This is a genomic window from Agarivorans sp. Toyoura001, from assembly GCF_005405585.1.
In the GTDB taxonomy this organism is placed as follows: domain Bacteria; phylum Pseudomonadota; class Gammaproteobacteria; order Enterobacterales; family Celerinatantimonadaceae; genus Agarivorans.
In genome coordinates, this window is sequence record NZ_BJEQ01000018.1 from 88,251 (window position 1) to 101,899 (window position 13,649).

Below are 13,649 nucleotides of genomic sequence, written 5' to 3' on the forward strand. Positions count from 1 at the left end.
TAGGCAACATAGCGGCAGTAGTTTTATAAATGAAAAATAATGATAAATATTCCAAATTTACTAACCGCGTTTAGAATTGTATTAATTCCATTTTTCGTCTTAGCTTTTTACCTTCCTGTAGAGTGGGGCATGCTTGCTGCTGCATTCATTTTTGGTTTAGCAGCTGCAACAGATTATTTAGATGGATACCTAGCGCGTCGCCTAGGCCAAACCACTCCGTTTGGCGCGTTTTTAGATCCCGTAGCCGATAAAGCCATGGTGGTTGCTGCCTTGGTGTTATTGGTTGAGCATTACCAAACATTTTGGATTACCGTGCCTGCGGTAATCATGATTTCTCGCGAGATCATTATTTCAGCTCTACGAGAGTGGATGGCGGAGTTAGGTAAACGCTCAAGCGTAGCAGTGTCTTGGATTGGCAAATACAAAACAGCTGCGCAAATGGCAGCTATTACCGGCCTTACTGCACAAATTGATCCACTGGTTACCCAAGCAAGTTATGGCTTGTTTTATGTCGCAACCATATTAACGTTATGGTCAATGGTCAGTTATTTAATGCTGGCATGGCCACAATTAAAGCAGAATGGCTAATAAATCGCAGCTTTAGTCTAAAAATCCAACGAACAGTAAGAAACTTGCTAAAAGACAGTTGACGTAAGGATTCTGGCCGCTAAAATGCACAGCACATTCAGCGGCAACGCTGGAGTGTTAAAAAGCCGAACTTGACTAGTTACCTAATTAGCAAGCAAAGCAGAGAAGCGGCACTAGCTCAGTTGGTAGAGCGCAACCTTGCCAAGGTTGAGGTCATCAGTTCGAACCTGATGTGCCGCTCCAATTTAACACAGATAGTATGGCGGGTTGGCAGAGTGGCTATGCAGCGGATTGCAAATCCGTGGACCTCGGTTCGACTCCGGGACCCGCCTCCATTACTATCGAAATTTGTGTCGCCCGGGTGGTGAAATTGGTAGACACAAGGGATTTAAAATCCCTCGTCTGAAAGGACGTGCCGGTTCAAGTCCGGCCCCGGGCACCAACTCTTCTTTGCATTATTCTCCCAGCTTTTCAGCTAACCTTTCATCTGTACTGTGATTCAAACTCTTCTCTAGTTTAGTTGCATCTGTTAATTCACCAATCATGTTCTCTAGACGTAATCTATAGTTAAACGCTAATTCATAGCGCGTAATATGCAGGCTAGTCGTTCACTAAAGAAGCTAATTGGTGCTTGCTAGATCGCTTTTTAAGCACTTGAATCAACTCCCTTAAAAAATCCGTTGACTCATTTCTGTAATACGTTAAAGTACATCTCGCTTTCAGGCCGTAGGCCGATATTGTTAGCAACAAACGTGTCGCCCGGGTGGTGAAATTGGTAGACACAAGGGATTTAAAATCCCTCGTCTGAAAGGACGTGCCGGTTCAAGTCCGGCCCCGGGCACCAGTATTTAGAGTTGAGAATCTCGCTACTGCATAAGCGGTAACAAAAGACTTAATTTGTTAGTCCTTACCAAAGGCTAATGAAGATAGGAATTAGTTAGCACTGCTTCAGTGTTGATTAAAGAATTAAGCGGCACTAGCTCAGTTGGTAGAGCGCAACCTTGCCAAGGTTGAGGTCATCAGTTCGAACCTGATGTGCCGCTCCAAAATTTGTAGCGCTGTATGGCGGGTTGGCAGAGTGGCTATGCAGCGGATTGCAAATCCGTGGACCTCGGTTCGACTCCGGGACCCGCCTCCATTACAAAGTAAAGTTTTGCCCGGGTGGTGAAATTGGTAGACACAAGGGATTTAAAATCCCTCGTCTGAAAGGACGTGCCGGTTCAAGTCCGGCCCCGGGCACCAATTCAGAAAAGCCAGTAGCATTTGCTACTGGCTTTTTTGGTTTCTAATTCCCATAAAAATTATCCTTTTGCTTAGTTTCACTGCTTTGGTGCGCGCTAGGTCGATATGCTCCAATTAGGTGCGCAAAGTTTCTTGTAATGACCCATCAAGTACCCAAAACTAGGTACTAATACTTTGGCATAGCGTTTGCTGTATTAACTATGCGATATGAGAGATGTATGGCTTTGCCACATCAAGAGCCGCCACTACAATTTGCAATAGACATCTAGGGTTCCGGCTGCAACGCAGTGTCTGGACCGAGAGTTGTCAACCTCATTGCGGGGTTACACGGAGGGATAAAAGCCCGGGAGATGACACTTAAATACGTCTCTCATGTTTTTATTTTAAGTGTACAACCACATTGAGGTGACCATGTTGAACTTAGTTAAATCTCCACTCCGTTCTTTGGCTGTAGCAGCCACTATTCTAAGTGCTAGCGTAATGAGCATTTGCTCAGCGCAAGCCGCCGATAAACCTACTTATAAACTTGCGTGGACAATTTACGTGGGCTGGATGCCATGGGATTATGGCGCTGCTTCTGGCATCGTGCAAAAATGGGCTGACAAATACGACATCAATATCGAAGTAGTGCAAGTTAACGACTACATCGAATCTATTAACCAATACACTGCAGGCGGCTTCGACGCTACCGTAATGACTAACATGGATGCCTTAACCATTCCCGCAGCTAGCGGCATTGATTCTACGGCATTAATTGTGGGCGACTTTTCAAACGGTAACGACGGCGTAGTGTTAAAAGGTAATAAGAGCCTAAAAGATCTGAAGGGCGAAAAAGTAAACCTTGTTGAACTCAGCGTTTCTCATTACTTATTAGCACGTGCATTGGAGTCGGTAGGCTTAAAAGAGCGTGACATTAAAGTAGAGAATACTTCCGATGCAGACCTTGTTGCTGCATTTACTACTTCAGACGTAACGGCAGTAACCACGTGGAATCCACTGCTAAGCGAAATTACCTCTATGCCAGATACCAACATGGTGTTTGACTCATCTAAGATCCCTGGCGAAATTATCGACCTATTAGTCGTGCATACCGATACCCTAAATCAAGATCCTAAATTGGGTAAAGCGCTAACCGGCGCTTGGTACGAAATTATGGCTACCATGTCGGGCAATGACGAAGCAGCAATTAAAGCACGCAGCTTTATGGCCGAAGCATCGGGTACAGATTTAGCGGGTTACGATGCGCAACTGGCCTCTACCAAAATGTTCTACGACGCAAAAGACGCTGTTGATTTCACTAACAGTGCAACCTTGCCATCTACCATGGCTAAAGTGGCTGAGTTTTCTCACCACCACGGCCTACTAGGTGAAGGGGCGCCAGATGCTAGTTTCATTGGTATCGAAACTCCATCAGGTACCTATGGTGACAGCGCAAATGTAAAACTACGCTTTACCTCTGAGTACATGGACATGGCGGTTCAAGGCAAACTATAAGGCCGTTCTATGACTCGACTAATAAATAAAAAGCCTAGCCGAATTACTCGGCTGCTGTTGGGCTTACTTCCTTTCATTGTACTAATTGTGTTGTACATGATGGCTTCGCAAGCGCGTTTGGTAGACAACCCAAACGACAAGCTATTGCCGGCTATGTCTAGCTTTGTAGACGCAATAAACCGCATGGCCTTTGAGCCAAGTAGACGTAGTGGCGAATACTTAATGTTGGCCGACACCTTAGCTAGCTTGAGTCGCTTAGCGATGGGAGTAGGAATTAGCGCACTGATTGCCTTAATCGTAGGCGTGGCTAACGGTATGGTGCCCTTTGTACGCGCGCCATTATCACCTTTGGTTACAGCCTTGTCGTTAGTGCCACCCATGGCAATACTACCAATTTTGTTCATTGTGTTTGGTTTGGGTGAGCTATCCAAAGTGATGTTAATCATCATTGGAATTTGTCCAATTATGATCCGTGATTTGCAGCTACGAACCGATGCCTTACCGCCAGAACAAATTCTTAAAGCACAAACCTTGGGAGCATCAAGTTGGCAAACCATAATTGCCATTGTTGTGCCGCAAATACTGCCTAAATTAATTGAAGCAGTGCGTTTAACCCTTGGCAGCGCGTGGCTATTTTTGATTGCAGCTGAAGCCATTGCCGCTACCGAAGGTTTAGGCTATCGCATCTTTCTGATTCGTCGTTACCTCGCCATGGACGTTATTTTACCTTACGTGCTTTGGATTAGTTTGCTGGCTTTTGTAATGGATTGGTTGTTACGCAAGCTGTCGCAACATGCGTTTACTTGGTACCACACTGCACAAGGAGACGCGTAATGGCTACCCCCATCATACAAGCCAAAGATGTATGGAAAGAATACGGCGACAACGTAGTGTTAGAGCGAATCAACCTGAGCGTAATGGAAGGCGAGTTTGTGAGCATTGTTGGCGCATCTGGCTGTGGTAAGTCTACTTTTTTAAACTTGCTACTGGGCAACGAAAGCGTTAGCCGAGGCCAGTTATTGCTTAATGGCGACATACTACCAAACGAGCCCGGACCTGAGCGCGGTATTGTGTTTCAAAAGTACTCAGTGTTTCCTCACCTAAGTGCCGTGCAAAACGTCATGTTAAGTGATGTATTTGCCCAGTCGCCTTTTGTTAGTCGCTTGTTTGGTAAAGAGAAGCAACAAGCCTATACCCAAGCAATGGCGATGTTAGACAAAGTTGGCTTAAGCCACGCGGCACATAAATATCCTGCTGAATTATCGGGGGGTATGCAGCAACGATTAGCCATTGCTCAAGCCTTAATGAAAAAACCAAAAATTTTGTTATTAGACGAACCTTTTGGTGCGTTAGACCCTGGTATTCGCAAAGACATGCACAAGTTAGTGCATCAACTTTGGCAAGAACACAAACTCACTATTTTTATGATTACTCACGACTTATCAGAGGGCTTTAGCCTAGGTAATCGGCTGTGGGTATTTGATAAACACCGCCACGATGCACAGCACCCAGAGCGTTTTGGTGCTCAAGTTACTTACGATATCCCCATTGCAAAAGACATCCAAAATCTGTCTTTTACCGAGGATATGAAACCGGTTATCGATGCATCTGTCGCGTAATAAGGACAAATTATGACCTCATCAACCCAAGACATTATTTACCAAGAAACCATCGCAGGAGCGGCTCATTGGTCGGTTACTGTGCCTGCGGGTAAAATCCTACGTTTTATTAATACCAACGGTAAAGCCAATGTTAGCCTGTTGTTTCACAATCCAAAAGACTTGCTAGAGCGCTACAACGCGCCGGATACGCTTAAGTGTCAGCACACCTTCAAACTGACTAAAGGCAACTGTTTATATTCCGACATGGGCAGAATATTTTGCTCAATCGTTCGAGACGATAGCGGCTGGATAGACAGCGTAGGTGGTTTAGCCAACAAGCAAAAAGTCGCCGCCAAGTGGGGAGAACGTAGTTATCAAACCCAGGGGAACCAGTGGCTACAAAATGGTTACGACAGCATGTTGGTCGAGCTCGCCAAATACGGCTTAGGCAAGCGTGACATGGCGGCCAACTTAAACTTATTTAGCAAAGTTGCAACAGACGCCGAAGGCAACCTGCAGTTTGATGAACAAGCGAGTAAGGCTGGCGATATTATTGAGCTGCGTTTCGAAATGGACACATTAGTGCTCATGTCTACTTGCCCACATCCAATGAACCCTGCTAGTGACTATCCCAACCATCCAGTAAGCGTAGAAATGTGTCAGGCGGAGAGCGTTAGCCAAGATGATTATTGCCGTAACTTTAGACCAGAGAATGGTCGAGGTTTTGAAAACACTGAACGTTATCGTTGCGAAACAACGCAAGCCAGTTGTTGAGTTGCTTAAGTATTGGGACTAAAAGGAAAAAATGATGATTAAAACAAGCCAATTAGTAGCCGATGACGCCACGCTACGCGATGTAGTTCCAGCCGGTGACTATTACATGAAAGTGCTAAAAGCCGGTCAAACCCTGCGTATCTTAGACTTAGAAGGCAACCAAGCTGCCGATACCCTATTTTATAACGCTAACGATCCTAGCGAACGTTACAGCGCTATGGACACTATTCGTGAACAAGGCAATGTGTATTTAACGGCGGGTACGACCTTAGTGTCAAACCTAGGCCGCGAGATGCTCACCATTACTGCAGACACCTGTGGCCGACACGACACCCTAGGTGGGGCTTGTGCCACCGAAAGTAATACCGTGCGTTACGCCCTAGAGAAAAAGTGCATGCACGCCTGCAGAGACAGCTGGTTATTGGCCGTGGCCGAAAACGATCAATATGGCTTAACCAAGCGCGATATTACCCACAACATTAACTTCTTTATGAATGTGCCCGTGACTGCCGAAGGCGGTTTGAGCTTTGCCGATGGGATCAGTGGCGCAGGTAAGTACGTTGAAATGCGCGCCGAGATGGATGTGATAGTTTTACTGTCTAACTGCCCACAACTTAACAACCCTTGTAACGCCTATAACCCAACACCAGTAGAAATGCTGATATGGGATGCTGCATAAGCAACACGCTCCACATTAAGGCTAGGGACGACCCTAAACATGCCTTTACTAATAAGCCGGGACGACCCGCAGTTCTCAGGTGACACTATGTTCGAAAAAGTATTGATAGCCAACCGCGGCGCGATAGCTTGTCGGATCATTCGAACCCTCAACTCAATGAATATTGCCAGCGTTGCACTCTACAGCGAAGCCGACGCCGACAGTTTACATATTAGCCAAGCGTCTGAGGCCCATTGCCTAGGCGCGGGCTCAGCCAGCCAAACCTATCTTAATATCGACAAAATTTTTGCCGTCGCCAAGCAAAGTGGCGCTCAGGCGATTCACCCAGGTTACGGCTTTTTAAGTGAAAACCAAGAATTTGCCCAACGTTGTGAAGAACAAGGTTTGGTATTTCTAGGCCCCACGGCAGAACAAATGAATGCCTTTGGCCTAAAACATCGAGCGCGTGAATTAGCCGAGCAAGCCAAGGTGCCTTTATTACCAGGCAGCGGCTTGTTAGATGATTGCGAACAAGCACTTAGCTGTGCCGAGGAGCTGGGTTACCCGGTTATGCTAAAAAGTACTGCCGGTGGTGGTGGTATTGGTATGCAGCGCTGCGACAGTGCAGAGCAACTAAGCCAAGCATTCGACAGTGTTAAACGCCTTAGCGAGAACAACTTTAGTAATGCAGGTTTGTTCTTAGAAAAATTTATTACTCAAGCACGCCACATAGAAGTGCAAGTGTTTGGTAACGGCGAAGGTGAAGTACTCACCCTGGGCGAACGAGATTGTTCAGCGCAGCGCCGCAACCAAAAAGTAATTGAAGAAACCCCAGCACCCAACTTAAGCCAGGCCACTCGAGAACAGCTACAGCAAACTGCTAAACAACTCACCCAAAGTGTTAATTACCGCAGTGCAGGTACCGTAGAGTTTGTATTTGACCAGCAAAGCCAAGCCTTTTACTTTTTAGAAGTGAATACCCGCCTGCAGGTAGAGCATGGCGTTACCGAGATGGTATTTGGCGTAGATTTAGTCAAGTGGATGATTGAGCTGGGTTTTGCTCAGTCGTGTAATAAAAACTATCCGCTAAGTGACAAAGCCGAGGGCTTACAACCCACAGGTCACGCGATTCAAGTGCGTTTGTATGCCGAAGATCCAAATAAAGATTTCCAGCCTAACGCGGGTTTATTAAGCCATGTTAGTTGGCCAAAGGCAGAAGAACTAGGTTTAGCCAGCGATGAGCAACTGCGGATTGATCACTGGATAGAAAGTGGCGTAGAAGTCTCAGCATTTTTTGACCCCATGTTAGCTAAAGTGCAGTTTCATGGAGCAGATAGAGACACAGCCATCGCCGGCTTAGCTCGCTCGCTTGCTAGCTGCCAAGTGTATGGCATTGAGCACAACTTAGCGTACTTGCAGCAGTTGCTTAAACTGCCCGCACTTCAACAAGGTACTTTGCTTACCTCTAGCTTAAACAGCTTTGCCTACAAGCCAAATACTATTGATGTATTAAGCGCAGGTACGCAAACCACTATTCAAGATTATCCCGCTCGCACGGGTTACTGGGATATTGGCGTACCGCCATCAGGCCCAATGGATGCGCAAAGCTTTCAGCTTCTTAATCAGCTATTAGGTAATCCAAGTGATGCCGCTGGTTTAGAGATTACCCTGCAAGGGCCAACACTTAAGTTTAATCAAGACAGCTTGGTAGCAATAGGTGGCGCCGATATAGAGATTAGTTTAGATGGCCAAAGCCGCGCGATGTGGCAAGTATTTAAAGTAAGCGCCGGCCAAAGCTTGGCATTAGGCAAAGTGAGCGATGCTGGTGCTCGAGCTTACCTCGCGATTAGTGGCGGCTTCCAATGTCCTGAATACTTAGGCAGTAAATCTACCTTCACTCTAGGTCAGTTTGGCGGGCATGCGGGTCGGGCGTTACGCAGCGGAGACGTTTTACAACTGCCTGTGATTAACGATGTTAAGCACCTAAACGAATTTATAGTGGGTCGAGCGTTAGAGCAAGCGCCCAGTATTCAGAAACATTGGACTATTCACGTTATTTACGGCCCACATGGTGCGCCTGATTTTTTTACCGATGACGATATTACGCAGTTTTTTGCTGCCAAGTGGAAAGTGCACTTTAACTCGAGTCGCACAGGCGTACGTTTAATTGGGCCAAAACCTGAATGGGCACGCACAGACGGCGGAGAAGCTGGCTTGCATTCGTCTAACATTCACGACAATGCTTATGCCGTTGGCAGCATTGATTTTACTGGCGATATGCCGGTTATTTTGGGGCCCGATGGCCCAAGCCTAGGTGGCTTTGTTTGTCCGGCTACCATCATTAAAGCTGACTTGTGGAAAATGGGTCAACTTAAAGCGGGTGACGAAATAAGCTTTATTCCGGTCACTATTCCACAAGCCGAACAAGCAGAGCGTCAGCAGCTAGAATGCATTAGCCTAGGCAAAGCTTACAATACTGCCATTGATGCTTCGCCTATTACTACTCCGATTGTTAAAACCTTGGCCGCTGAGTTATATGGCGAAAAAGTGGTTTACCGCCCAGCGGGTGAAGATTATTTACTGATTGAATATGGCCCGCAACGCTTAGATATTGCACTGCGTTTTCGGGTGCATGCTTTAATGCTTAAGTTACAAGAACTGGCGATAAGCGGCATTCAAGAATTAACCCCGGGCATTCGCTCGTTGCAGGTGCATTACAACAACCTTGAGATCCCCCTAAGCAAGCTGCTCGAAATTCTTGAACAAGCAGAAGCAAGCCTTGGTGATATTAATCAGCTCAGTGTGCCTGCTCGGGTTGTTCATTTACCCTTGTCGTGGGACGACGAAGCCACCCGATTGGCTATTCAAAAGTACAACGATGTAGTCAGAAAAGACGCGCCGTGGTGCCCCGATAACATCGAGTTTATTCGTCGCATTAACGGCTTAGATACTGTTGAACAAGTAAAAGACATTGTATTTAACGCCAATTACTTAGTCATGGGGTTGGGCGATGTATACCTTGGCGCACCCGTCGCTACGCCAATTGATCCACGCCACCGCTTGGTCACCACTAAATACAATCCCGCGCGCACCTGGACACCAGAAAATGCGGTAGGTATTGGCGGTGCATATTTGTGTGTATATGGCATGGAAGGGCCGGGTGGTTATCAGTTTGTGGGCCGTACTCTACAAATGTGGAATCGCTATCGCACTACCACAGAATTCACCAAACCTTGGTTGCTGCGCTTTTTCGATCAAATTAAGTTTTACCCAGTCGGTGCCGACGAGCTTAAGCAAATTCGTAAAGATTTCCCACGTGGAGATTACCCGCTAAAAATTGAAGAAACAGCGTTTAGCTTAAAGGGTTATCAAGCCTTGCTAGATGAACAGCAAGAAAGCATTCAAGCCTTTAAGTTAAACCAACAAGTCGCCTTTGAAGCAGAGCGTCAGCGATGGGAAGAAACAGGCCAAGCCAATTTTGTGGCTGAACAACTTAACGAACAAACCGGCACCGACGACGTATTAGAAGATTCGGAACTCGCTATCGAGAGCCACGTAGCCGGAAACCTATGGCAAGTAATGGTAGAGCCTGGGCAAGAGGTTAAATCAGGGCAAGTAGTGGCAGTACTCGAAGCCATGAAAATGGAGCTGGAAGTACTCGCGCCAGAAAGCGGCACCATAAAACAGTTGAACCAAATTCAAGGTTCCCAAGTTCACGCAGGGCAGCGCCTAATGGTTATGGAGACCGAATAACATGACAACAAGTACCTACACTATTTTGCAGTTGCGCGAAGCTTACCTAAGCAAACAGTTTAGCGCCAAACAGTTTTTGCAGCAGCAGTTAGCCGCAGTAAACAACGACACTAACAATTGTTGGATCTCACTGATTAGTGAACAACAGCTTAATCATTACCTAGACGCGCTAGAGCAGCAAAACATCGCCGACCTGCCGCTTTACGGCGTGCCGTTTGCCATTAAAGACAATATCGATTTAGTGGAGCTGCCAACTACCGCGGGCTGTAAGGAATACAGCTACCAACCCAGTGACAGCGCCTTTGTGGTGAAACAACTTATTGCAGCTGGCGCGGTGCCTTTGGGTAAAACTAACTTAGACCAGTTTGCTACTGGTTTAGTCGGTACTCGCAGCCCTTGGGGAGCAGTTAAAAACAGCTTTGACGAGAACTATATCTCTGGTGGTTCTAGCTCTGGCAGCGCAGTAAGCGTAGCCAAAGGGCAAGTGTGTTTTTCATTAGGTACCGACACCGCTGGGTCGGGCAGGGTGCCAGCAGCGCTTAATAATATTCTTGGCTTAAAAGCCACCAAAGGTTTACTCAGCTGCAGCGGAGTGGTACCTGCGTGCAAGAGTTTAGATTGCGTTACTTTGTTTGCACATACCACCGATGATCTAAATTTACTGCTAGACGTAGCGGGCGAATATGATGCGAAGGACTGTTACGCAAGGCCAAACCAAGACAGTAATACAAGCCACTATCAGCCCTTAAGCGAACTGACTGGTTTAAAGATCGCCGTGGCTAAAGCTGAGAACCTTGCCTTCTTTGGCAATGCATCTACCGAACAGCTATTTGGCGAAAGCCTAGCACAACTGCGCCGATTAGGTGCTGAACTGGTGGAGATAGATTTTGAACCCTTCTTGGCTGCTGCAAAGTTACTTTATGAAGGCCCATGGGTTGCTGAACGATACGCTGCCATCGAGGCATTTTTCGAAAGAGATCCCAACCAATGTTTGCCCGTTATACAAACCATTATTGGCGGCGCAAAGCAGCACGATGCAGTGGGCGCTTTTAAAGCCTTTTACCAGCTACAAGCCTATAAAGTGACATGTGATCAAGTAGTGGAGCAATTTGACGCCATTGTTACGCCAACGGCTGGCAGTAGCTATACCATAGAAGCGGTAAACCAAGATCCCATTCAACTTAACTCTAACATGGGGTACTACACTAACTTTATGAATTTATTGGATTACAGTGCGGTATCAGTACCGGCGGGTTTCTACCACAACCCGCAAGGCCAACAACAAAGCTTTGGCATTACCTTGTTTAGTTGCGCTTATGCCGATAGACGTTTACTCAGCATGTCGGCCTTAATTCAGCAAGACAACGGTTTTGAGCTGGGCGCGAGCAAGCAGCCTTTACCGACCCTAGACGCTGTAGCGCCTTGCGAAGACGAGATGATGGACCTGGCTGTATGTGGTGCACACTTAAGTGGCTTACCGCTCAACGGCCAACTCACCGAGCGAGCAGGGCAGTTAGTTAAAGCCACTCATAGCGCAGCGGCTTATAAGCTTTATGCTTTAGCAGGTGGACCACCAGCCAGACCAGGAATGATCCGCGATGAGCAAAACGGTGTAGCCATAGAAGTAGAAGTATGGCGACTGCCAAAACAACACTTAGGCAGCTTTCTGCAAGGCATTCCGCATCCCTTGGGTTTGGGCAAAATAGAACTTGCTGACGGCACCTGGGTAAACAGCTTTATCTGCGAAGGTTATGCAGCAGCAACAGCCAAAGATGTCAGCGAGTTTGGCGGCTGGCGCGCTTACCTAGCTAGCCTGTAATAAGCCTTTAAGACGCTCAATCAACACCAAAGCACTGGGTAATCACTCAGTGCTTTTTCTTTCCTTCTTCCCCGGCTGCTTGCATACTTTCATCATGAGTTTATTGTCAATGTGTTGGCTAGCTTGCTGAATTGAGTAGGCTTTAGTGATAATCTTGAACTCAATAAATGAGTGATAAGATGTTATGTATCAAATCAATCACGCCTCTGAGAGAAAATCAAAAAACCTCCCCATTGGCATATTTTTTGTCGAGGATGCAGTCAGCGACTTCCCGAAGGTCTAGATTTCCCCTCGCATATATTCCAAAAATAATGTTCCAAATATCTTCGCGAGCGTGTCTCGGGCTTCTTCTTTACTCACAATAGCCAATACACTACTTTCATAAACCTCAAGGGCAACTTTCATGGCTTTGTCGTTTGCTATTTCCTCTTTGCTTTTACCACGCATGTAATCAACCATGATCGATATTTCAGATCCGAAATCGCGTCTCATAATTTCAGTGAGTTTTTCGATTTTGGTTTCAACAGGATGATCACCGAGAATACAAAAATCAGATCCCGCTCTCGTCATCATGAACTCTGTACAAGCGAGAAATAAAGATTCCTTATTGGGAAAGTAGTGGTAAAGCGCACTTTTTGATACGCCTAGATGGGTTCCAATTTTCCTCATGCTTGAAGCTGTATAGCCATGTTCAGCGAAATAGCTTGCCGCCCGACTGACCAAGTCCTCTCGATATGCTTCGTGATTAACAATTTTAGGCATGAAATCTACCTTTTCTTCTATTTAGACCAACCGGACTATAAACATTGACATATCTCCCTCTGGATGTCTAGAATATTTAAATAGACCGATTGGACGAAATAAATATCAACAAATATTCACTACAAGGTAGCCCCATATGACGAATTTCTTAGCAGCATTTTCAAGAGAATTTTTAGGAGAAACACCGACACAAAAAGACAAGCTGACAATCTTGAGCGTAACCGCGGTATTGCTAGCGGTAATCGGCTATTACAATTCAGCAGAATTATCAGATATCGCTCTTTGGAAATCGATTCTATTTATGCTTATGGCATTCGACATCATTGCAGGAGCCATTGGCAATTTCACCAAATCCAGTCAGGAATGGTATAAAAATAAACCGAAGAAAAGAGTGATGTTCTATTTTGAGCATTTCATTCATATTGGTTTATTGGTTTTAGCTGTAGGGCATGCATGGTATTGCTTCGGTCTTTTAGCATTCACAATTGTTGCCGGGTTATTCGTGAATTATACGGAGACGTTGAAACAACAAGAGATTAATGCTGCATCCATAATTTTAATTGGCCTAGTTGTTTTCTATGTGGTTTTCCCAGCTCCCCAAATATTGGCATGGTTGCCATCGATCTTTTTATTGAAGCTTGTAATGGGTTTCTCTGTTAGAAGGGAGAGATAAAGTAGCAGGATATGTACAACATTTTTATAATCGATTTATACTGCACTCAAGTTTAAAATACTTAAGTCCAGTAGAATACGAAGGCAGAGCAAAGGAAGCCTAACCCGTGTCTACTTTATCGGGGGTAGATCACGCAACGAAGCTGCGCCGGTGTTTGAGGCGTTGGTATGACTCCCCATGTCAAGTTGAGCGCCTAAACCCCTAGCTCGTGTGAACCATTGCTCTTTGCCTAAAGGGCGAGTTAATGCATGAGCTTGAAGCAAGTAAGTTCGTCGGTTCTCATGC

The 13,649-nt window shown here is 46.0% G+C and carries 10 protein-coding genes, 7 tRNA genes, 1 pseudogene and 1 riboswitch; of the genes and pseudogenes, 17 read left to right on the forward strand and 1 reads right to left on the reverse strand.

Annotation, left to right across the window (positions count from 1 at the left end; all coding sequences use genetic code 11):
• Positions 1-36: 36 nt before the first annotated feature.
• The 15 genes from pgsA to atzF all read left to right on the forward strand — a co-directional run bounded on the left by pgsA (position 37) and on the right by atzF (position 11,929).
• On the forward strand, positions 37-588 hold the full coding sequence (pgsA, locus tag FFR00_RS17750; RefSeq protein WP_201798767.1) for a CDP-diacylglycerol--glycerol-3-phosphate 3-phosphatidyltransferase: 552 nt from the start codon (positions 37-39) through the stop codon (positions 586-588).
• Positions 589-755: 167 nt separating this feature from the next.
• A tRNA-Gly gene (locus FFR00_RS17755) sits at positions 756-831 on the forward strand.
• A gap of 18 nt (positions 832-849) precedes the next feature.
• Positions 850-923, forward strand: a tRNA-Cys gene (locus tag FFR00_RS17760).
• A 20-nt stretch (positions 924-943) separates the two neighbouring features.
• Positions 944-1,030 (forward strand) — tRNA-Leu (locus tag FFR00_RS17765).
• A 315-nt stretch (positions 1,031-1,345) separates the two neighbouring features.
• Positions 1,346-1,432 (forward strand) — tRNA-Leu (locus FFR00_RS17770).
• A gap of 126 nt (positions 1,433-1,558) precedes the next feature.
• Positions 1,559-1,634: transfer RNA gene (locus FFR00_RS17775), tRNA-Gly, on the forward strand.
• An 18-nt stretch (positions 1,635-1,652) separates the two neighbouring features.
• Positions 1,653-1,726 (forward strand) — tRNA-Cys (locus FFR00_RS17780).
• A gap of 17 nt (positions 1,727-1,743) precedes the next feature.
• Positions 1,744-1,830, forward strand: a tRNA-Leu gene (locus FFR00_RS17785).
• A 254-nt stretch (positions 1,831-2,084) separates the two neighbouring features.
• A riboswitch (guanidine-I (ykkC/yxkD leader) is annotated at positions 2,085-2,182 on the forward strand.
• Positions 2,183-2,241: 59 nt separating this feature from the next.
• Positions 2,242-3,324 carry a putative urea ABC transporter substrate-binding protein gene (locus FFR00_RS17790; protein ID WP_137674759.1) on the forward strand — a complete coding sequence of 361 codons (1,083 nt, stop codon included), beginning with the start codon at positions 2,242-2,244 and terminating at the stop codon, positions 3,322-3,324.
• 9 nt (positions 3,325-3,333) lie between these two features.
• On the forward strand, positions 3,334-4,158 hold the full coding sequence (locus FFR00_RS17795) for an ABC transporter permease (protein ID WP_137674760.1): 825 nt from the start codon (positions 3,334-3,336) through the stop codon (positions 4,156-4,158).
• Positions 4,158-4,943 (forward strand): ABC transporter ATP-binding protein, encoded by a 786-nt coding sequence (locus FFR00_RS17800; protein ID WP_137674761.1) that lies wholly within the window; start codon positions 4,158-4,160, stop codon positions 4,941-4,943. The genes FFR00_RS17795 and FFR00_RS17800 overlap by 1 nt, the downstream gene beginning before the upstream one ends.
• Positions 4,944-4,955: 12 nt before the next feature.
• Positions 4,956-5,699 carry an urea amidolyase associated protein UAAP1 gene (locus FFR00_RS17805; RefSeq protein ID WP_137674762.1) on the forward strand — a complete coding sequence of 248 codons (744 nt, stop codon included), beginning with the start codon at positions 4,956-4,958 and terminating at the stop codon, positions 5,697-5,699.
• A 31-nt stretch (positions 5,700-5,730) separates the two neighbouring features.
• Positions 5,731-6,378, forward strand: a complete 648-nt coding sequence (locus FFR00_RS17810; RefSeq protein ID WP_235836254.1) for an urea amidolyase associated protein UAAP2 — start codon at positions 5,731-5,733, stop codon at positions 6,376-6,378.
• A 39-nt stretch (positions 6,379-6,417) separates the two neighbouring features.
• Positions 6,418-10,110, forward strand: coding sequence for an urea carboxylase (uca, locus tag FFR00_RS17815; RefSeq protein WP_235836255.1), 3,693 nt, complete (start codon positions 6,418-6,420; stop codon positions 10,108-10,110).
• 1 nt (position 10,111) lies between these two features.
• Positions 10,112-11,929, forward strand: a complete 1,818-nt coding sequence (gene atzF / locus FFR00_RS17820) for an allophanate hydrolase (RefSeq protein WP_137674763.1) — start codon at positions 10,112-10,114, stop codon at positions 11,927-11,929.
• 279 nt (positions 11,930-12,208) lie between these two features.
• Here atzF and FFR00_RS17825 read toward each other — a convergent pair whose 3' ends face one another.
• Entirely contained in the window at positions 12,209-12,691 is a 483-nt protein-coding gene (locus tag FFR00_RS17825; RefSeq protein ID WP_137674764.1) for a TetR/AcrR family transcriptional regulator, read from the reverse strand.
• A 136-nt stretch (positions 12,692-12,827) separates the two neighbouring features.
• Between FFR00_RS17825 and FFR00_RS17830 the strand changes: the two genes are divergently transcribed.
• A complete protein-coding gene (locus FFR00_RS17830; protein ID WP_137674765.1) occupies positions 12,828-13,364 on the forward strand; it encodes a hypothetical protein in 537 nt (178 codons plus the stop codon).
• Positions 13,357-13,467, forward strand: a pseudogene (locus FFR00_RS22060) (IS3 family transposase); the annotation flags it as partial. The gene FFR00_RS17830 and the pseudogene FFR00_RS22060, both read left to right, overlap by 8 nt.
• Positions 13,468-13,649: the final 182 nt, after the last annotated feature.

What these genes read in the sequence shown, in the direction of transcription:
- FFR00_RS17790 (WP_137674759.1), top strand. Translation starts at nt 2,242, where the DNA reads ATGTTGAACTTAGTTAAATCTCCACTCCGTTCTTTGGCTGTAGCAGCC.
- FFR00_RS17795 (WP_137674760.1), top strand. Translation starts at nt 3,334, where the DNA reads ATGACTCGACTAATAAATAAAAAGCCTAGCCGAATTACTCGGCTGCTG.
- FFR00_RS17800 (WP_137674761.1), top strand. Translation starts at nt 4,158, where the DNA reads ATGGCTACCCCCATCATACAAGCCAAAGATGTATGGAAAGAATACGGC.
- FFR00_RS17805 (WP_137674762.1), top strand. Translation starts at nt 4,956, where the DNA reads ATGACCTCATCAACCCAAGACATTATTTACCAAGAAACCATCGCAGGA.
- FFR00_RS17810 (WP_235836254.1), top strand. Translation starts at nt 5,731, where the DNA reads ATGATGATTAAAACAAGCCAATTAGTAGCCGATGACGCCACGCTACGC.
- uca (WP_235836255.1), top strand. Translation starts at nt 6,418, where the DNA reads ATGCCTTTACTAATAAGCCGGGACGACCCGCAGTTCTCAGGTGACACT.
- atzF (WP_137674763.1), top strand. Translation starts at nt 10,112, where the DNA reads ATGACAACAAGTACCTACACTATTTTGCAGTTGCGCGAAGCTTACCTA.
- FFR00_RS17825 (WP_137674764.1), bottom strand. Translation starts at nt 12,691, where the DNA reads ATGCCTAAAATTGTTAATCACGAAGCATATCGAGAGGACTTGGTCAGT.
- FFR00_RS17830 (WP_137674765.1), top strand. Translation starts at nt 12,828, where the DNA reads ATGACGAATTTCTTAGCAGCATTTTCAAGAGAATTTTTAGGAGAAACA.